19 protein-coding genes are annotated in these 17,672 nt (G+C 59.2%); 7 read left to right on the top strand and 12 right to left on the bottom strand.

The features are described 5' to 3' along the window. Nucleotides 1-71: 71 nt before the first annotated feature. The 3 genes from ACQY47_RS21130 to ACQY47_RS21120 all read right to left on the bottom strand — a co-directional run bounded on the left by ACQY47_RS21130 (nt 72) and on the right by ACQY47_RS21120 (nt 2,480). Nucleotides 72-617, bottom strand: coding sequence for a sigma-70 family RNA polymerase sigma factor (locus tag ACQY47_RS21130; protein WP_428551555.1), 546 nt, complete (start codon nt 615-617; stop codon nt 72-74). Nucleotides 618-749: 132 nt separating this feature from the next. Next, nucleotides 750-1,541, bottom strand: coding sequence for a phosphate/phosphite/phosphonate ABC transporter substrate-binding protein (locus ACQY47_RS21125; RefSeq protein ID WP_428551552.1), 792 nt, complete (start codon nt 1,539-1,541; stop codon nt 750-752). Between the two features lie 9 nt (nt 1,542-1,550). Further along, entirely contained in the window at nt 1,551-2,480 is a 930-nt protein-coding gene (locus ACQY47_RS21120) for a fatty acid desaturase (RefSeq protein ID WP_428551549.1), read from the bottom strand. Between the two features lie 301 nt (nt 2,481-2,781). On the opposite strand from ACQY47_RS21120, the gene ACQY47_RS21115 reads away from it, so the two are divergent. Then, the gene (locus tag ACQY47_RS21115; RefSeq protein ID WP_138452722.1) at nt 2,782-3,219 is read left to right on the top strand and encodes a GNAT family N-acetyltransferase; all 438 of its coding nucleotides are present in this window, start codon (nt 2,782-2,784) and stop codon (nt 3,217-3,219) included. Between the two features lie 59 nt (nt 3,220-3,278). Beyond that, on the top strand, nt 3,279-4,097 hold the full coding sequence (locus ACQY47_RS21110; protein WP_428551545.1) for a class I SAM-dependent methyltransferase: 819 nt from the start codon (nt 3,279-3,281) through the stop codon (nt 4,095-4,097). 167 nt (nt 4,098-4,264) lie between these two features. Here the strand turns inward: ACQY47_RS21110 and def are convergent, their stop codons facing one another. The 3 genes from def to ACQY47_RS21095 all read right to left on the bottom strand — a co-directional run bounded on the left by def (nt 4,265) and on the right by ACQY47_RS21095 (nt 6,123). Beyond that, complete coding sequence (gene def, locus ACQY47_RS21105; protein ID WP_286839396.1) at nt 4,265-4,804, bottom strand: peptide deformylase; 540 nt, start codon at nt 4,802-4,804, stop codon at nt 4,265-4,267. 3 nt (nt 4,805-4,807) lie between these two features. Then, a complete protein-coding gene (locus ACQY47_RS21100; RefSeq protein WP_017139198.1) occupies nt 4,808-5,758 on the bottom strand; it encodes a YihY/virulence factor BrkB family protein in 951 nt (316 codons plus the stop codon). Between the two features lie 179 nt (nt 5,759-5,937). Beyond that, a complete protein-coding gene (locus ACQY47_RS21095) occupies nt 5,938-6,123 on the bottom strand; it encodes a CsbD family protein (RefSeq protein ID WP_003213044.1) in 186 nt (61 codons plus the stop codon). A gap of 199 nt (nt 6,124-6,322) precedes the next feature. On the opposite strand from ACQY47_RS21095, the gene ACQY47_RS21090 reads away from it, so the two are divergent. Beyond that, entirely contained in the window at nt 6,323-6,700 is a 378-nt protein-coding gene (locus ACQY47_RS21090; protein ID WP_017139196.1) for a hypothetical protein, read from the top strand. A 164-nt stretch (nt 6,701-6,864) separates the two neighbouring features. Here the strand turns inward: ACQY47_RS21090 and fadD1 are convergent, their stop codons facing one another. After that, complete coding sequence (fadD1, locus tag ACQY47_RS21085) at nt 6,865-8,556, bottom strand: long-chain-fatty-acid--CoA ligase FadD1 (protein ID WP_170039766.1); 1,692 nt, start codon at nt 8,554-8,556, stop codon at nt 6,865-6,867. 383 nt (nt 8,557-8,939) lie between these two features. Continuing rightward, nucleotides 8,940-10,628, bottom strand: coding sequence for a long-chain-fatty-acid--CoA ligase FadD2 (gene fadD2, locus ACQY47_RS21080; RefSeq protein ID WP_017139194.1), 1,689 nt, complete (start codon nt 10,626-10,628; stop codon nt 8,940-8,942). A 210-nt stretch (nt 10,629-10,838) separates the two neighbouring features. Here fadD2 and ACQY47_RS21075 point away from each other — a divergent pair, with 210 nt between their 5' ends. Next, nucleotides 10,839-11,783, top strand: coding sequence for an alpha/beta hydrolase (locus ACQY47_RS21075; protein ID WP_428551538.1), 945 nt, complete (start codon nt 10,839-10,841; stop codon nt 11,781-11,783). Between the two features lie 58 nt (nt 11,784-11,841). Then, nucleotides 11,842-12,312, top strand: a complete 471-nt coding sequence (locus ACQY47_RS21070) for a MaoC family dehydratase (RefSeq protein ID WP_003175719.1) — start codon at nt 11,842-11,844, stop codon at nt 12,310-12,312. A 150-nt stretch (nt 12,313-12,462) separates the two neighbouring features. Here ACQY47_RS21070 and ACQY47_RS21065 read toward each other — a convergent pair whose 3' ends face one another. Beyond that, nucleotides 12,463-12,930, bottom strand: coding sequence for a ferritin-like domain-containing protein (locus tag ACQY47_RS21065; RefSeq protein WP_017139192.1), 468 nt, complete (start codon nt 12,928-12,930; stop codon nt 12,463-12,465). A gap of 204 nt (nt 12,931-13,134) precedes the next feature. On the opposite strand from ACQY47_RS21065, the gene ACQY47_RS21060 reads away from it, so the two are divergent. After that, complete coding sequence (locus ACQY47_RS21060; RefSeq protein ID WP_017139191.1) at nt 13,135-13,371, top strand: DUF3820 family protein; 237 nt, start codon at nt 13,135-13,137, stop codon at nt 13,369-13,371. An 11-nt stretch (nt 13,372-13,382) separates the two neighbouring features. Further along, nucleotides 13,383-14,558, top strand: a complete 1,176-nt coding sequence (locus ACQY47_RS21055; protein ID WP_428551533.1) for an aminotransferase class V-fold PLP-dependent enzyme — start codon at nt 13,383-13,385, stop codon at nt 14,556-14,558. Between the two features lie 202 nt (nt 14,559-14,760). Here ACQY47_RS21055 and ACQY47_RS21050 read toward each other — a convergent pair whose 3' ends face one another. The 3 genes from ACQY47_RS21050 to zwf are packed head-to-tail and all read right to left on the bottom strand — an operon-like array spanning nt 14,761 to nt 17,610. Beyond that, nucleotides 14,761-15,426 carry a bifunctional 4-hydroxy-2-oxoglutarate aldolase/2-dehydro-3-deoxy-phosphogluconate aldolase gene (locus tag ACQY47_RS21050; RefSeq protein WP_026013852.1) on the bottom strand — a complete coding sequence of 222 codons (666 nt, stop codon included), beginning with the start codon at nt 15,424-15,426 and terminating at the stop codon, nt 14,761-14,763. Nucleotides 15,427-15,443: 17 nt separating this feature from the next. After that, entirely contained in the window at nt 15,444-16,157 is a 714-nt protein-coding gene (gene pgl, locus ACQY47_RS21045; RefSeq protein WP_428551530.1) for a 6-phosphogluconolactonase, read from the bottom strand. Beyond that, nucleotides 16,144-17,610 (bottom strand): glucose-6-phosphate dehydrogenase, encoded by a 1,467-nt coding sequence (gene zwf, locus ACQY47_RS21040; protein WP_099550450.1) that lies wholly within the window; start codon nt 17,608-17,610, stop codon nt 16,144-16,146. The genes pgl and zwf overlap by 14 nt, the downstream gene beginning before the upstream one ends. Nucleotides 17,611-17,672: the final 62 nt, after the last annotated feature.

The following is a 17,672-nucleotide window of genomic DNA, read 5'->3' as shown; positions in this document are numbered from 1 at the left end:
GATGGTGGCTTCAACATCGCTATCGCAGGCAAGCCAGCTCCCACACTGGATCGGTGTGCCACTCAAGTTGTTTAAAAGTCATAACTGAGCCGCGTGTAGCTGTATTGCTGGCCGGGCGTCTGGCGCAGGCAACGGTTGAGGGCGCGGGCCATGTAGCCGCTGACCGAGCGTTGGGAAATCCCCAATTTGGCGGCGATCTCGGGATACGTCAGGCCATTGAGCTGCGAAAGCAAAAAGGTCGCCCTGACCTTGGCCGGCAAGCCGTCGAGCAATTGGTCGAGGGCCTGCAGGGCTTCGAGCAATTGCGCGAGGTCTTCAGGCGACGGTGCGTTGCAGGTTTCGTCGTTGTCCAGGGCGCCGAGATAAGCGCGTTCCAGGTCACGGCGACGCCACAGTTGGTACATCAAACGCTGAGCGATGGTGGTGAGCAAGGCGCGGGGCTGACGAATCGGCAGCACGCCGGGCGAACTCAGCAGTTGGACGAAGGTGTCGGCGGCGATGTCTTCGGCGTGTGCGCGGGAATCGAGGTGGCGGTGCAAACGGCTGCACAGCCAGTCGTAATGACTGCGGAACAATCCGCCCACGTAATCGCTGTGAGAAGTGTCGGCGCCGGACATAGTGGCTCCATCTGAGAAGGTTGCGCGTTATGTCCGGTGTTCCGGTGGAGCGATCCTAGCAAGGCTGCTTATTCTTTAATAATATTTAAAATTCATTCTTATATAACCGATTGTTCGCACGATCAGCGTCGATCAGCGTAGGTGCGGGTAGCCGGCAGTGGCGGCGGCTTGTTGATAGTTCAGCAGGACTTGATAGTCGTCTTCGCTGGCAGGCAGAACTGCCTGGATGCACAGGGTTGCGACCACGTGCGGTAAATCCTGCAACGCCTGATTCATTACCTCACGAATGTGCGCCGCTTGCTCATCACTCAAGTGCAGCGGGCCGATGAAGGGCAAGGTCGGGCTCGGCGCGCTGCGGGTGACGATGCGCAGCCCCGCCACTTCTTCGGGGGCGAAACGGGCGAGGTAGTCGTAGGTCACGCTGTCGACGGCGGCAAGGTCGGCGCGGCCTTCGCGCAGCCAGCGCAGGCTTTCGCGGTGGGCGCCGCTGATGCCGACGCTGGCGAAGAAACGGCCGTCGCGTTGCAGCGGTGCCAGGCGTTCACGCAGCAGGTTCATGCCGCTGTTGGAGTCGTGGCCGTTGATCACGCCGCGACTGTCGTAGAAGTCCGCCAGTTCGTTAAGCGGGTTGTCCTCGCGGGTCAGCAGCAGGCTGCAATGTTCGCCCTGGCTGCTGTGGGCCAGCTCATAGCGCGGGCGGCCGATCACGCGCACTTTGCCGCGCAGCTGGGTCATCAGCGGGTAGCCACAGGTTTGGGTCACCAGCAGCTCGGGCGCGAGCCACAGGCCGTGCAGGTCGAGGTGGTCAGCGTTACGGCGGTTCAGGTTCAGGCGCTGGAAAATGCGCGTAAGCCACGCTTGGTTGGCCTGTTGCACCGCTGCGGGCGCGACGTACATCAACAACTCGGCGTAGTGGTCACTCATGGTCGTCTCTCACGCAAAAGGGTGCCTTGGGCTGTCGATGGCCTTGAGGCCGTGGCGGCTGATCAACTGGCCATAACCCTGCACCAGAAAGCCGCCACTGCGCGCGACCCATTGTTCACGTCGCGCCCGGTAGACCGTGGGCAGCAGATACCAGGGCAACTTGGGCAAGTCGTGGTGCACCAGGTGCAGGTTGTTATTGAGGAACAGCCAGGTCCACGGCCAGGACGCTTCGTTGAGCACCGTACGCTGTTCCGGCTGCGGGTGCGGGCGGTGTTCATAGTAGGAACGGATCGACGCCAGGGACAAGGCTGGCGCGGTCACCAGCAGCAGGTAATGCCATACCGGGATGGCGCTGGAGTGGGCGATAAAGCTGAGCATCAGGATTGTCACGCCGCCGTGGGCCAGCCACATTGGCCACACCTGGGGCAGGCATTGGAGTTGATGACGGGCCAATCGGGCGATGGCCAGCGGCGATGCCAGCAGAAAACGCCCCAGTAGGGTTTTGGTCAGCCAGTGAACGCCGCGCTTGAGCAGCGAGCTGTTATCCCACTGGTGTTGATTGAGGTAGCGGCTTTCCGGGTCGATGCCCGGCAGGGTCAGGTCTTCATCGTTATGGTGCAACAGGTGACTGTCGCGGTACAGCGTGTAGGGATACCACACGGCAAACGGCGCGTAGCCGAGCAGTTTGTTCAACAGGAGCGAACGGGTGGGATGGCCATGCAGCAATTCGTGTTGCACCGACAGCCAGAGTGTCACCAGTGGGATCAACAACACGGTGCTCAGCCACAGGCCCAGCCAGTGGCTGGCGAGGATCACGGCGAACCAGCCGGTATATACGCCGATCAGCAACAGCCAGGTCGGCCATTCGGTGACTGCGGTAAAACTGCGTGCCAGGGCTTCGATTTCCCGGCGTTGGGTCAGATCAAGGTAGTTGGCCATCGGCAGCTCAGAGCAGGTGTTTCCTGCTCTGTGCAGTGAGGCGCAAAAATCTTGCAGATCGTTTGGTTCTAAGCTTGTAACTCAGTGACCGAACAGGCCGGTTTCAGTCTTTTTGGCTTTTTTGTCGGCGCGTTTTTCATCGGCGGTCTTTGCCGGCTTTTTCTTCGCGGCTTTCTTTGAATCCATACCTTTGGCCATGATGCATGCTCCACGTGAAGGGGATGTAACACTGGGTATACCACCTATTGCCCGGCAGAAGGCGCTTATAATCGGCGGCCCTTGATTACGTTGCTCAAACACCATGCCCGAACTGCACATCCAACTGCTGGCAGAGCCACTGTGGCCGCTGCTGAACAAGTTTTACCGCCGCCATAATTCGCCGATGAAGGCCCTCAAGGGCGGCCGCTTGTGGGTGGCGCGTGACAGCGAGATTGTCGCCGGGTTGTGCCTTACGCCTGTGGTGGGAGGGCAATGGCTGACCGGCGTGTTTGTTGACCCGGCGTATCGCGGCCACGGGCTGGCGGCGCGGTTGATTGCTGCGGCAGTGGCCGATGTGGAAGGCACGGTGTGGTTGCTGTGTCATCCGCAGCTGGAAGGGCTCTATCAACATATGGGTTTCACCCAGGAAACCACCCTGCCCCAATCGCTGGGTGAGCGCCTGGCGCGCTACAAACGCAACAAGCCAATGATCGCCATGGGCTTAGACCTTTTAGTGAGGTCCACTGCGGATAATGTGTGATCGGCCCGTGCAAGGCCCGTGCTAGCCTCGACAGCACAGTGGCCCCTTACAGGATGATCATGAAAACCACGCTTGCAGCGCTGTCTCTTACCGCCCTCCTCGCTCCGGCTTTGAGCCAGGCAGCGAATGCGCCGATTACCGCCGAGAAATACGCCAGCGTGCTGGCCGGCAGTTGGCGCGACCCGGCCAATAGCGCGCGTGACGGTTACCGCCACCCGCAGCAAACCCTGGAGTTCTTCGGCCTGAGCGCCACACAGAGCGTGATCGAAATCACCCCGGGTGGCGGTTGGTTCAGCGAAATTCTCGCGCCGCTGCTCAAGGACCACGGCCATTACATCGCCGCCGTGCAAGCTGCCAGCAGCAGTGCTTATGCTGCGACGTCCGAACAGAACCTGAAAAACAAATTCGCCGCCGACCCTGCGCGCTATGCCAAGGCCGAAGTCGTCGAGTTCAACCCAAAAGCCCCGGTGCTCGGCAAACCGGCTTCGGTGGACGCCGTGCTGACCTTTCGCAATGTGCATAACTGGGTAGACGCAGGCACCGCGCCAGCGACCTTCAGCGCGTTCTACACCGTGCTCAAACCAGGCGGTGTGCTGGGCGTGGAAGATCACCGGGCCAAAGACGGCGCGGACCTGGAAGCGATCAAGGACAGCGGCTACCTGACCACGGCGCAAGTGGTGAAGCTGGCGACGGACGCCGGGTTCAAGCTGGCCGGGCAGAGCGAGGTGAATGCCAACCCCAAGGACACCAAGGACTACCCGGGCGGCGTGTGGACATTGCCGCCGTCGTTGCGGTATGGGGAGCAGGATAAGGCCAGGTATGTCGCGATTGGCGAGTCGGATCGGATGACGTTGCGGTTCGTTAAACCCGCCCGATAACTCTGTTTGGAATGCATTCCAGATGTGGGAGCTGGCTTGTGTGGGAGCTGGCTTGCCTGCGATGCAGGCACCTCGGTTTATCAGTGTCACCGAGGCGATGCTATCGCAGGCAAGCCAGCTCCCACACAAGCTCAGCTCCCACATTTTTATCTCAGTGTGCCTGAGGGTTACTCGTCAGCCGTGGGATCCATATCCGGGAACATCACTTCGATAAACCCGAATTTGCTGAAGTCGGTAATCCGCGAGGGGTATAACCGGCCGATCAGGTGATCGCATTCATGCTGCACCACCCGTGCATGGAAGCCGTCGGCAACGCGCACGATCGGCTCGCCCTTGGGATCGAAACCCTCGTAGCGAATCTGCTGGTAACGATCTACCGCGCCACGCAGGCCCGGCACCGACAGGCAACCTTCATAACCCTCTTCGAGCACCGGGCTGAGCGGCGTGATCAGCGGGTTGATCAGGATGGTCTGCGGCACCGGCGGCGCATCCGGGTAGCGTTCGCTGGCCTCGAAACCAAAGATAACAAGCTGCAGGTCCACACCAATCTGCGGCGCGGCCAGGCCGACACCGCCGACGTGCTCCATGGTCTGGAACATGTCATCAATCAACTGCCACAGCTCAGGGCTGTCGAACATTTCCGGCGGAACCGGTGGCGCGATGCGCAGCAGGCGCTCGTCGCCCATTTTCAGGATTTCACGGATCATCGATCAGACTTCATCGGTAGTGGGCTTGGAGTGGTCCCGGCCCAGGCCTGAGACGTGCTGTTTTTCATTCGTGTGGCTGTCTTCATCAAATTCCTTTTCACCTGGGTCCTTGCCTTCGGCCGACATGTGCTCGATCACGGCATTCATCTCCGCGCCGAGCAACAACACGGCGGCGGAAATATAGAAGTACAGAAGCAGGACGATGATCGCACCGATACTGCCATACATCGCGTTGTAGTCAGCAAAGGTTTTGACGTAATAACCAAAGCCCAGCGAGGCGATGATCCACACCACCACGGCCAGCACTGAGCCTGGGGTGATAAAGCGGAATTTTTGCTCAACATCGGGCATCACGTAGTACATGAGGGCCACGGCGAACATCAGCAGAATCACGATCAAGGGCCAGCGCAGGATGGTCCATAAGGTGACCACGAATTCCTGCATGCCGATCTGCCCGGCGAGCCATTCCATCACTTGCGGGCCGAGCACCATCAGTGCGGCAGCAGCGAGCAACATGCCGGCGATGCCGACAGTGTAGAAAATCGACAGCGGGAAGCGTTTCCAGATCGGCCGGCCTTCGACCACGTCATAGGCGGCGTTCATCGCGCTCATCATCAGGCGCACGCCGGCCGAGGCGGTCCACAGCGCGATCACGATACCCACCGAGAGCAAACCGCCCTTGGACTGCTGCAACTGGTCGATCACCGGGTTGACCTGCTCCAGCGCCTGGGGCGGCAACACCAGTTCCGACTGCATGCGCAGCCAGGTAAAAAAGTCCGGCAGGTGCAGGAAGCCGATCAGGGCAATGAGGAACAGCAGGAAGGGAAACAGCGAGAACAGCATCTGGTAGGCCAGTGCCGAGGCGTAGGTGGGCATTTCGTCATCGACGAATTCCTTGACGGTGCGCAGCAGCACTTTGTGGAGCTTGAGGCCGTCTAGTACCGGAAAAATCATAGCGTCTCCTTTCGCCGCAAAAGGGTGAGGTCGTGGGCGACTCAGGGGCCGTTTTCTACATCAAAGTAGCCCATTTGGCGACTTTGAAACAATTTCCAAACTTTAGTTGCACGCTTCACATAAAAACGGCCATCCGTAGATGGCCGTCGGGCTGGATGAATCCAGCCGGCGATTCAGTGTTACTTGACGGCTTTTTTTACCGCATCTTTGGTGTCGCCGACGGCTTTCTGCACTTCGCCTTTCTTTTCCTGAACCACGCCTTCTGCGCGCAGTTTGTCGTTGCCAGTTACCTTGCCAACGCCTTGCTTGATGTTACCAACGGCTTCGTTGGCCAAACCTTTTGCCTTATCCGATGTGCTGCTCATGGTATTTCTCCGAAAGAACAATCAAGGGTTTTGGTCATTACCTAAAGATTGACCCGAGGCCGTTCGGCAGAGTTTCAATTATTTTCAGAGCGCATTTCATCGCCGGCGACAGGTTTGGCTTTATGTTTTGCCGCTAACCCATGAGAATGCCCGGCACATTCAGGCTATAACGCTGAATAACAGATCCCGTAGGAAGGTTATGAAACTCAATAAAGCACAGGCCATCGCCCGCAGAAACCAGGAACTGGGCGGTGCCGTACTCGGCGTCAACAACTGCCACTTCACCGACCTGGACAGCAAACGCAACATCTGGTGGTTCGACCTGCCGCTGGTGCGCATTGGTGTGGGCCAGTACGAGTGGGTTCACTTGTTGATGCACAACGCCGAGACTGACCAGTTGCTGCACCTGAAAGTGCCGACGGCGTTCCTGCGCGAACACATCGAAGGGTTGGTGGTGCGCAACGCGGGCAAGCGCAAGCCGGAGATTACCCTGGAGCTGAGCGCGGATAAGGATTCGTTCTTGAAGGATGTGCGCCCGGCAGGTGCTGGCGTGGGCTTCGCGCAGTTCGCCTTGTAACAACTCGATTAAAACATGTGGGAGCTGGCTTGCCTGCGATGGCGGTATACCCGTCACAGTTGGGCTAGCTGTTCCACCGCTATCGCAGGCAAGCCAGCTCCCACATTGGACTGTATTCCAGCTCAAGCTATAAAAAACCCCGCATCAGCGGGGTTTTTTATGGGTTACTTTTTAAGGCCCAGCTTCTTCAGCTCTTCATCGCGCAACTCACGGCGCAGGATCTTGCCCACGTTGGTGGTCGGCAATGCATCACGGAACTCCACGGCCCTGGGCACCTTATAGCCGGTGACGTTGGCGCGCATGTGTTCCATGACCTGGTCCTTGGTCAGGGTCGCGCCTGGCTTGACCACAATAAAGATCTTGATGTGCTCACCGGATTTTTCATCCGGCACGCCGATGGCCGCACATTGCAGCACGCCCGGCAGGCTTGTCAGCACGTCTTCCAGTTCGTTGGGGTAGACGTTGAAACCGGAGACCAGAATCATGTCTTTCTTGCGGTCGACAATGCGGATGTAGCCGTCTTGCTGGATGATCGCGATGTCACCGGTCTTCAACCAGCCTTCGTTGTCGAGCATTTCGGCGGTGGAGTCGTCGCGCAACCAGTAGCCCTTCATCACCTGCGGGCCTTTCACACACAGCTCGCCGGTTTCGCCCAGCGCCAACTCGGTGCCATCGTCGGCGATGACTTTGCACAGGGTGGAAGGCACCGGAATGCCGATGGTGCCGATCTGGATATGCTGGATCGGGTTGACGGTGGCCACCGGGCTGGTTTCGGTCATGCCGTAACCTTCACAGATGCCACAGCCGGTCACGGCTTTCCAGCGCTCAGCCGCAGCCAGTTGCAGGGCCATGCCGCCCGACAAGGTCACTTTGAGTGCGGAGAAGTCCAGCTTGCGGAACGCCTCGTTATTGCACAGCGCCACGAACAGCGTGTTCAAGCCGACAAAGCCGCTGAACTTCCACTTCGACAGTTCCTTGACCATCGCCGGCAGGTCGCGCGGGTTGCTGATCAGGATGTTGTGGTTGCCGATCAGCATCATCGCCATGCAATGAAAGGTGAACGCATAGATGTGGTACAGCGGCAGCGGCGTGATCAGGATCTCGCAGCCTTCGTTGAGGTTGGAGCCCATCAGCGCCTTGCACTGCAACATGTTGGCGACAAGGTTGCGGTGGGTGAGCATCGCGCCCTTGGCCACGCCGGTGGTGCCACCGGTGTATTGCAGCACGGCCACATCGCCGCTGGCCGGGCTGGCGTCGTTAACCGGTTGGCCGTGCCCCTTGGCCAGCACGTCGTTGAACTTGATCGCCTTGGGCAAGTGATAGGCCGGGACCATTTTCTTCACGTACTTGATGACGCTGTTGATCAGCAGGCGCTTGAACGGCGACAGCAAGTCAGCGACTTCGGTGACGATCACGTGCTTGACGGCAGTCTTGGGCACGACTTTTTCAGCCAGGTGCGCCATGTTTGCCAGGCAGACCAGGGCCTTGGCCCCGGAATCATTGAATTGGTGTTCCATTTCCCGCGCGGTGTACAGCGGGTTGGTGTTGACCACGATCAGCCCGGCACGGATGGCACCGAACACGGCCACCGGGTATTGCAGGACGTTGGGCAGTTGCACGGCGATTCGATCGCCGGGCTTCAAATCGGTATGCTGTTGCAGGTAGGCGGCGAAGGCGCCGGACAATTCGTAGAGTTCACCGTAGGTGATGGTCTTGCCCAGGTTGCTGAAAGCCGGTTTGTCGGCGAAGCGCTGGCAGGACTGTTTCAGTACCGCCTGAATATTCTGATACTCGTCTGGATTGATGTCTGCAGCAATCCCGGCGGGGTACTTATCCTTCCAAAAGTCTTCGTTCATGGAAGCCCACTCCTCAGCGACGCGAATTCATCATCGCATTTGATGCGATTATTATTGGTGTATGTTTTTTTAGGTGAATCTGGCGCTTTCAAGCAGGCCGAGAAGTCACAAAGCGCGCCGAGAGTAGCAGCTTTGCCAAGGGCCGCCTAGAGCCAAAAGAAGGCCCTACAGTCATAAACATGACTCAAGAATATCTAATGGTCATTTTTAGAGCAAAGATTCTATAAGCAGAGAAATAGCTCTGGAATGGGCTTTACAGAGCGATAAACAGCAATGTGGGAGCTGGCTTGCCTGCGATAGCGGTGAATCAGTCGATAAATCGGGTGACTGATACATCGCTATCGCAGGCAAGCCAGCTCCCACATTTTTTATTGCATTTCACATCAGGCGATGTCGCGCAGCTCCCTGCGCAAAATCTTGCCCACCGGCGTCATCGGCAACGACTCACGCAACACAATGTGCTTGGGCACCTTGTACCCGGTGAAGTTGGTCTTGCAGTACGCCTTCAACTCATCAACGCTCACACCTTGGGCGCGCGCCACCACAAACAGCTTCACCGCCTCGCCGGTGCGTTCGTCCGGTACGCCGATCACCGCGCAGTTGGCCACTGCTGGATGCGCCATCACCACGTCTTCGATCTCGTTGGGGTACACATTGAAGCCCGAGACGATGATCAGGTCTTTCTTGCGATCGACGATGCTGACAAAACCATCGGTGTCGATCACCGCAATATCACCGGTTTTGAGCCAACCTTCGGCGTCCAGGGTCTCGGCGGTGGCCACGGGTTGCTGCCAGTAACCCTTCATCACCTGCGGGCCTTTGATGCACAGCTCGCCGCGCTCGCCCAGGGGCAGCTCGCGGCCTTCATCATCAATCACTTTCATCGCCGTGCCCGGCACCGGAATGCCCACGGTGCCCAGCCGCGACTGGCTGCCGTAGGGGTTGGTGCTGGCCACCGGTGAGGTTTCGGTGAGGCCGTAACCTTCGCCGATGGAGCAACCGGTGAGTGCCTTCCAGCGCTCGGCGGTGGCCTTGACCAGCGCAGTGCCACCCGAATTGGTGATCTTGAGATGGGAGAAATCCAGGGTCTTGAAGTCGGGGTGATCCATGAGCGCCACGAACAGCGTGTTCAACCCGAGCAAGCAGGAGAACCGCCACTTTTTCAGCTCCTTGATAAACCCGCCGATGTCACGCGGGTTGGTGATCAGCACGTTGTGGTTTCCGGTCACCATCATGCACATGCAGTTCGCGGTAAAAGCATAGATGTGGTACAGCGGCAGCGGCGCAATCATCACCTCCTGCCCTTCTTTCACCAGCGGCTGGCCGTCATCGGTGACCTGGGACATGCACGCCCGCGCCTGCTGCATATTCGCCACCAGGTTGCCGTGGGTGAGCATCGCGCCCTTGGCCAGGCCGGTGGTGCCGCCGGTGTATTGCAGCACGGCGATATCATCCAGCGTCACCGGGTGGCGAACCACCGCCTGGCCCGCGCCCATGCGCAAGGCGCGCTTGAACGACACCGCACGTGGCAGGCTGTAGGCCGGGACCATTTTCTTGACCTTGTCGACCACGGTGTTGACCAGCCAGCCTTTGGCGGCGGGCATGAAATCGCCCATCCTGGCTTCGATCAGGTAGTCGATCTCGGTGTCGGTGCACACGTCCTGCACCCGCGAACCGAACAGGTTGAGATAGACCAGCGCGCGCACGCCAGCATCCTTGAACTGGTGGCGCATCTCACGCGGGGTGTACAGCGGGTTGGTGTTGACCACGATCAACCCGGCGCGCAGCGCGCCGAACACCGCAATCGGGTAATGCAGCACGTTGGGCATCTGCACCGCGATGCGCTCGCCAGGCTTGAGGTCGGTGTGGTTTTGCAGGTAGCCGGCGAACGCGGCACTCTGGCGCTCAAGCTCGGCGTAGGTCAGGGTGATGCCCATGTTGCTGAACGCCGGACGGTCGGCAAAGGCCTTGCAGGAGCGTTCAAAGACTTCGATCACCGATTTGTAGGTAGTGAGGTCGATATCATTGGGAACGCCCGCCGCGCGTTTGTCATTCCAGAAATCAGGTTGCATTATTCTTGTCCTCGTACCTGAGTGTGTCCGGCCGCTTTCTCATTGGTATAAAAAGCGGAGCTTTGGGGACGTTAGCAGCTATGGCCAAACAGGCAAATACGCGCAACTGTGTCATTTATTGTATGAATCTTGCCCCTAACGTGTAGGCAGATACACCAGCCCCGGCCAGATGAGCTATACACTGCAACGACCCTGAGCAAAGGAAGCGCTATGAATCACAGCACCTTCTGGCTGACCGCGAATGACCGCAGCCGCCTGTACGTCAATCAATGGCTGCCGGACGGGCCCGCCAAGGCCATGATCATGCTGTCCCACGGCATGGCCGAGCACAGCGGGCGCTATGCACGCCTGGCCGAAGCGCTGTGCGCAGCCGGCTACGGCCTGTACGCGCCGGACCAGCGTGGCCATGGCCGCACCGCCGATGAAGGCACGCTGGGCCTGTACGCCGAAAAGGATGGCTGGAATAAAGTGGTGGGCGACCTCGCCAGCCTCAACCAGCACATCGGCCAGCAGCAGCCGGGCCTGCCGATCATCTTGCTGGGCCACAGCATGGGCAGCTATATCGCCCAGGCGTACCTGTTGCACCATAGCGCGAGCCTGAACGGGGCGATTCTCAGCGGTTCGAATTACCAGCCGGTGGCGCTGTACCGCGCCGCCGGCGTCATTGCCCGACTGGAGCGCGCACGCCAAGGCCTGCGCGGGCGCAGTGCATTGATCGACTTTTTGTCGTTCGGCTCATTCAACAAGGCATTCAAGCCCAACCGCACCGCGTTTGACTGGCTAAGCCGCGACCCGCAGGAGGTGGACAAGTACATCAATGACCCGCTGTGCGGCTTTCGCTGTACCAACCAGTTGTGGATTGACTTGCTCGGCGGCTTGCAGCAAATCAGCAAAGCGTCCAACCTCGCACAGATCGATCCGGGCCTGCCAATTATGATAATGGGCGGCGAATGTGATCCGGTAAGTGAAGGCAAACGTCTCAAAAGCCTGGCCCATGCCCTGCGTGAGGCTGGTTGCCAGAACCTGCAATTGAATATCTACCCGCAGGCGCGTCATGAAGTGTTCAACGAAACCAACCGCGATGACGTGACAGCGGATGTTCTGAAGTGGCTCGACCAGGCCTTGACGTTACGCAGGCCGGCGCGCTGCGAATGACTTTTTCATTTAAAATCAATCTATTAAATTACCGATTAGCCACAGGATGCACCTTTAGATGACCCAGGTTACCAACACCCCATACGAAGCCCTCGAAGTCGGCCAGACCGCCAGCTACAGCAAGACCGTCGAAGAGCGCGATATCCAGCTGTTCGCGGCGATGTCCGGCGACCACAACCCGGTGCACCTGGATGCCGAGTACGCCAAGGCGACCATGTTCAAGGAGCGTATCGCCCACGGCATGTTCAGCGGCGCACTGATCAGTGCGGCGGTAGCCTGCGAGCTGCCTGGGCCGGGCACTATCTACATCGGCCAGCAGATGAGCTTCCAGAAGCCGGTGAAAATCGGCGACACCTTGACCGTGCGCCTGGAAATCCTGGAGAAGTTGCCCAAGTTTCGTGTGCGCATCGCCACCCGCGTCTTCAACCAGCGCGATGAGCTGGTGGTGGACGGTGAGGCTGAAATTCTTGCGCCGCGCAAGCAACAGGTTGTTACGTTGACTGAGCTGCCGCCGATCAGCATTGGCTGATAGAAATCTCAAAATCAATACAAAGCAAATGTGGGAGCTGGCTAGCCTGCGATACACACACCTCGGCGTATCAGTTACACCGGGGTGATGCTATCGCAGGCAAGCCAGCTCCCACATTCAGTTACAGCTTAGGCAGTTACAACACAGGGCTTACGAGTTAGCGCGAGCCTGGTTACGCAGGGCTTTCACCTGGTCGTGGTTACGTTGTGCGCCGTGGAACTGACGCTCAACCAGGTCACGAATACCCAGCAGGTTGTGCTTGTTGATTTTCTCGATCGCTTCCTTGTAAGCCTTCAGGGCGTGGTCTTCACCGCGCTCGGCTTCGTTCAGTACTGCCTCTTCATCTTTACCGGTGACCAGCGACTTCACGTCGACCCAGCCACGGTGCAGAGCGCCGGCAACCGAACCGGATTCTTCCGGATCGCCACCCAGGGCACGCACGGCGGTTTGCAGCTCGGCTGCGGCAGTGGCGCAATCGGCAGAGCGCTTCTGGAACAGCGCCTTGAGCTCCGGATGCTTGATGTCTTCAGCACAAGTCGCGAAGCCTTTCTGGCCGTCTTTGCTGGTTTCGATCAGGTCGTTGAGTACGGAGATCGATTCTTTGTTGATGTCAGTCATTTTTCAATTCCTTGTGCAGGTTAGAAGGTTGTCTTAATGATTGCAGCGCCCGTGCCAGGTTTTGAAAAATTAATTTATTGATATATATCAGCTGCTTACGAAATATTGAACCATCTGTATGTACGTTATTTGCATGATCTGTCATTTGGCCTTCATGCAGAATGCCTGTATTTTCCAAGGACTCGACACCAACCCTTGAAGCCCATGAACCCCGAAAAACTCGAATTGCTGATCACCCGCGAAATGCCCTTCGGCAAGTACAAGGGACGCATCATCGCCGACCTGCCCGGCCCTTACCTGAACTGGTTTGCCCGTGAAGGCTTTCCTCACGGCGAGCTGGGCGGTTTGCTGGCCTTGATGCAGGAAATCGACCACAACGGCCTGTCCGAACTGCTGGAGCCGCTGCGCGTAAAACACGGCAAACCTGCCCCCCGCCATTGAGAGCCCACGCTATGCCAAGGAATGCAGACAACGAACGTCACTGGCACGCCATCGCCCAGCGCTACGAGCTGGAGCCTGGCCCGATCAACCTGGAAAACGGTTACTTCGGGCGCATGAGCCGTGCCGTACAGGCGCAGTATCTGGAGCATGTAGCGTTTATCAACCGCAGCAATTCGCTGTATGTGCGTCAGCGCTTCGAGCAGGGTGAAAACGTCGAGATTCGTCGCCAACTGGCCGGGCTGATCGATGCGGACCCGGACGCGATCGCCTTCACCCGCAACGCCACCGAGGCATTACAGTCGCTGATCCGTAACTACAACGGCCTGCGGCCGGGCGATCAGGTGCTGATCAGTGATCTGGAGTACGACACGGTCAAAGGCGCCATGCGCTGGTTGGCCGGTGTTCGCGGCGTGGAAGTCGTCGAACTTGCCCACGCCCACCCGGCCAGTTTCGACAGCCTGGTGCAGACCTATCGCGATGCGTTCGTGCAGTACCCGCGCCTCAAGCTGATGGCGCTGACCCATGTCACCCACCGCACCGGCCTGGTGATGCCTGTCGCAGCCATCGCCAAGGCGGCGCGTGAGCATGGCGTGGACGTGATTCTTGATGGCGCCCATGCGTTGGGCCAGATTGACTTCAACCTCGCCGAACTGGGCATTCAGTTCGCCGGGTTCAACCTGCATAAATGGATCGGCGCGCCGCTGACCCTGGGCTTCCTGTACATCGCCCCGGAGCGCCTGGCCGATATCGACCCGGACATGGGTGAGTTTCACTACCCCGCCAGCGACGTGCGTGCGCGCACCTCCTACAGCACGCCGAATTTTCCGGCGTTGATGACCTTGCCGTTGGTGCTGGAGGAACATCGCAACCTCGGCGGCTCGGCGGCCAAGGGCGCGCGCGTCAATTACCTGCGTGATCGCTGGGTCAGCCAGGTGCGCGGGTTGCCGGGGATTGAGGTGCTGACACCGGATGATCCGCGGCTGTATTGCGCGATTACGGCGTTCAAGTTTACTGGGCGGGATCAGACGGCGATGGCGGACCGGTTGCTCAAGGAGTACGACCTGTTTACCACCACGCGCACAGGTGCGGCGTTTGGAACCTGTATTCGGGTGACGCCTGGGCTGGTGACCTCGGCGGCAGACATCGATGTGCTGGTCAACGCAATAACTGAGTTAAGCGCGGACTAAAACTGTGGGAGCTGGCTTGCCTGCGATGGCGGTGTATCAGTAGAAACATCCTAACCTGACCCACCGCTATCGCAGGCAAGCCAGCTCCCACAATTGATCTATGGTGGGCTTGAGTTTTTTGCAGGCAAAAAAAAGCGGTACACCGACCAAGTGCACCGCAAAAATGCCGTTAAGCACAGCAACAACGATTCGGTAAATCAGATCAGTCCAGCAATGCCAGCGCCTGTGCGGTGACTTCCTGGATACGGGCCCAGTCGCCGTTCTTGACCCATTCAGGGTCCAGCATCCAGCTACCGCCCACGCACATCACGTTTTTCAACGCCATGTAGTTTTTGATGTTGGCCGGGCCAACGCCGCCGGTTGGGCAGAATTTAACCTCGCCGAACGGGCCGCCCAGGGCCTTGATTGCAGCCACGCCGCCGCTGACTTCGGCCGGGAACAGCTTGAAGCGGCGATAACCCAGGCCATAGCCTTCCATGATGCCGGAAGCATTGCTGATGCCAGGCAACAGCGGAATCGGGCTGTGCACCGAGGCTTCCAGCAGGTCACGGGTAATGCCGGGGGTGACGATGAACTGCGAACCGGCAACCTCGGCCGCTTCGAGCATGTGGCGGTCGAGTACGGTGCCGGCACCGGTGCACAGTTCAGGGCGTTGCTCGCGCAGTACCTGAATGGCCTTGAGGCCGAACTCGGAGCGCAGGGTCACTTCCAATGCGGTCAAACCGCCGGCTGCCAGGGCATCGGCCAGCGGCAGGATGTCCTGTTCGCGGGCGATGGTGATCACCGGCAGGATCCGCGCCTTGGCGCAGAGGCTGTCGATCAGGGCAACTTTGTCCGCCATGGACACGGTCGGTTGAGGGCTTTTCATAGCGGCTGATCCTTGGCTCATGGGCACCAGTAAATCTCTAAAGTAGGTTGCAAAAACGCGCGAATCGGCATGGCAGCAACGTCGTCACTGGCCAGCGCGGCGCTCAAGGTGGTCAATTTCGAACTGCCGGAAATCGACAGCACGGTGTAATGGGCCGTGGCCAGCAGCGCGCGACTCATGGTCAGGCGCTGGTGCGGCACAGTCGGCGCCAGCATCGGCCAGCAACGGCGCGTGCCGTCAGGCTTGAGCGCCTCGCCCAGGTTGGGGCTGTTGGGGAACAGCGATGCGGTGTGGCCGTCATCGCCCATGCCGAGTACCAGCACATCGATCGCGGGTAGCTCTGCCAACTGGCGATCGGCCAGTTCGGCGGCGTCTTCCAGGTTCGCGGCAACGTTGTACAGGCTGAGGAACTTGGCCTTGGCCGCCGGGCCCTGGAGCAAATACTTTTTCAACAGGCCGGCATTGCTGTCGGCATGTTCCACCGGCACCCAGCGCTCGTCGGCCAGGGTGATGGTGACCTTGGACCAGTCCAGGCCTTGTTTGGCCAGGTTCTGAAAAAACGCCACGGGGCTGCGGCCACCGGACACTACCAGGGTCGCTTCGCCACGGGCACTGATGGCCGCGCGCAGTTGCTCGGCCACGTCAGCGGCCAGGCCATCGGCCAGCAACACCGGCGTGCGGTACTCATGGGCTGTCACGCCCTGAGGCAGTTTCAATTCAGATATCGCCATACCACGACCTCCCATCCCGCGTGATCAGTGCAATTGAGCTCATCGGCCCCCAGGACCCCGCCGCATACGGCTTGGGCGCATCACCGGATTTTTTCCACCCGGCGATCAACTGGTCACACCACTTCCACGCGGCTTCGATTTCATCTTTGCGAACAAACAGGTTCTGATTGCCGCGCATTACTTCCAGCAACAGCCGCTCGTAGGCATCGGGAATCCGTGCGCTGCGATAGGTGTCGGAAAAATTCAGTTGCAGCGGGCCGCTGCGCAGTTGCATGCCCTTGTCCAGGCCTTGCTCTTTGGTCATCACGCGCAAGGAAATACCTTCGTCCGGCTGCAGGCGGATGATCAGTTTGTTGCTGATCTGCAGGCGCTGCTCGGGGGCGAAGATATAGTGGGACGGTTCCTTGAAGTGAATGACGATCTGCGACAGCTTTTGCGGCATGCGTTTGCCAGTACGCAGGTAGAACGGCACGCCAGCCCAACGCCAGTTGCGGATATCGGCACGCAGGGCGACGAACGTCTCGGTGTCGCTCTGAGTGTTGGAGTTCTCTTCTTCCAGGTAGCCCGGCACCGGCTTGCCGGCGCTGTAGCCGGCGATGTACTGGCCGCGCACCACTTGGGTGGTCAGGCCTTCCGGGCTGATCGGCGCCAGCGCCTTGAGCACCTTGACCTTCTCGTCACGGATGCTGTCGGCGGACAGGTCGGCCGGTGGGTCCATGGCGATCAGGCACAGCAGCTGCAGCAAGTGATTCTGGATCATGTCACGCAGTTGGCCGGCCTTGTCGAAGTAACCCCAACGGCCTTCGATACCGACCTGCTCGGCCACGGTGATTTCCACGTGGGAAATGTAGTGCTGGTTCCACTGGGTTTCGAACAGGCTGTTGGCGAAACGCAGCGCAATCAGGTTCTGTACGGTTTCTTTGCCCAGGTAGTGGTCGATGCGGTAGGTGCGGTTTTCCGGGAAAAACTGCGCCACGGCGTCGTTGACCTTGCGCGAGGATTCCAGGTCCGAACCGATGGGTTTTTCCAGCACCACGCGGGTGTTGTCCGCCAGGCCGACCTTGGCGAGGTTCTCGCAGATCGCGCCATACACCGCCGCCGGGGTGGCGAAATAGGCGATCAGGCGTTGGTCGCTGCCGACTTTTTCGGCCAGAGCGACGTAGTCATCGGCTTTCATGAAGTCGACGTGCACGTAGGCCAGACGCGCCAGGAAGCGCGCGGCCACAGCTTCGTCGAGTTCCTTGCCGACGTAGTTACGCAGTTCTTTTTCGATATGGGCCAGGTGCTCCTGCTCGGAACCGGCTTCACGGGCCAGGCCCAGGATGCGCGTATCGTCGTGCAGCAGCCCGGCGCCATCGAGTTGGTAGAGGGCAGGAAATAACTTGCGCAGCGCCAGATCACCCAAGGCGCCAAACAGGGCAAAGGTGCAGGGTTCTACGGTTATCGAAGGCATGATGTTTGTTCTTTTATCAAGTTAAGCTACAAATACCTTTTTTCAAGGCATCACTCAAGGAA

The organism is Pseudomonas edaphica (assembly GCF_965277385.1).
In the GTDB taxonomy this organism is placed as follows: domain Bacteria; phylum Pseudomonadota; class Gammaproteobacteria; order Pseudomonadales; family Pseudomonadaceae; genus Aquipseudomonas; species Aquipseudomonas edaphica.
This window is presented reverse-complemented; position numbering and strand designations above follow the sequence as displayed.

Coding starts and splice junctions, on each gene's coding strand:
- ACQY47_RS21130 (WP_428551555.1), bottom strand. CDS start 617: ATGTCCGGCGCCGACACTTCTCACAGCGATTACGTGGGCGGATTGTTC.
- ACQY47_RS21125 (WP_428551552.1), bottom strand. CDS start 1,541: ATGAGTGACCACTACGCCGAGTTGTTGATGTACGTCGCGCCCGCAGCG.
- ACQY47_RS21120 (WP_428551549.1), bottom strand. CDS start 2,480: ATGGCCAACTACCTTGATCTGACCCAACGCCGGGAAATCGAAGCCCTG.
- ACQY47_RS21115 (WP_138452722.1), top strand. CDS start 2,782: ATGCCCGAACTGCACATCCAACTGCTGGCAGAGCCACTGTGGCCGCTG.
- ACQY47_RS21110 (WP_428551545.1), top strand. CDS start 3,279: ATGAAAACCACGCTTGCAGCGCTGTCTCTTACCGCCCTCCTCGCTCCG.
- def (WP_286839396.1), bottom strand. CDS start 4,804: ATGATCCGTGAAATCCTGAAAATGGGCGACGAGCGCCTGCTGCGCATC.
- ACQY47_RS21100 (WP_017139198.1), bottom strand. CDS start 5,758: ATGATTTTTCCGGTACTAGACGGCCTCAAGCTCCACAAAGTGCTGCTG.
- ACQY47_RS21095 (WP_003213044.1), bottom strand. CDS start 6,123: ATGAGCAGCACATCGGATAAGGCAAAAGGTTTGGCCAACGAAGCCGTT.
- ACQY47_RS21090 (WP_017139196.1), top strand. CDS start 6,323: ATGAAACTCAATAAAGCACAGGCCATCGCCCGCAGAAACCAGGAACTG.
- fadD1 (WP_170039766.1), bottom strand. CDS start 8,556: ATGAACGAAGACTTTTGGAAGGATAAGTACCCCGCCGGGATTGCTGCA.
- fadD2 (WP_017139194.1), bottom strand. CDS start 10,628: ATGCAACCTGATTTCTGGAATGACAAACGCGCGGCGGGCGTTCCCAAT.
- ACQY47_RS21075 (WP_428551538.1), top strand. CDS start 10,839: ATGAATCACAGCACCTTCTGGCTGACCGCGAATGACCGCAGCCGCCTG.
- ACQY47_RS21070 (WP_003175719.1), top strand. CDS start 11,842: ATGACCCAGGTTACCAACACCCCATACGAAGCCCTCGAAGTCGGCCAG.
- ACQY47_RS21065 (WP_017139192.1), bottom strand. CDS start 12,930: ATGACTGACATCAACAAAGAATCGATCTCCGTACTCAACGACCTGATC.
- ACQY47_RS21060 (WP_017139191.1), top strand. CDS start 13,135: ATGAACCCCGAAAAACTCGAATTGCTGATCACCCGCGAAATGCCCTTC.
- ACQY47_RS21055 (WP_428551533.1), top strand. CDS start 13,383: ATGCCAAGGAATGCAGACAACGAACGTCACTGGCACGCCATCGCCCAG.
- ACQY47_RS21050 (WP_026013852.1), bottom strand. CDS start 15,426: ATGAAAAGCCCTCAACCGACCGTGTCCATGGCGGACAAAGTTGCCCTG.
- pgl (WP_428551530.1), bottom strand. CDS start 16,157: ATGGCGATATCTGAATTGAAACTGCCTCAGGGCGTGACAGCCCATGAG.
- zwf (WP_099550450.1), bottom strand. CDS start 17,610: ATGCCTTCGATAACCGTAGAACCCTGCACCTTTGCCCTGTTTGGCGCC.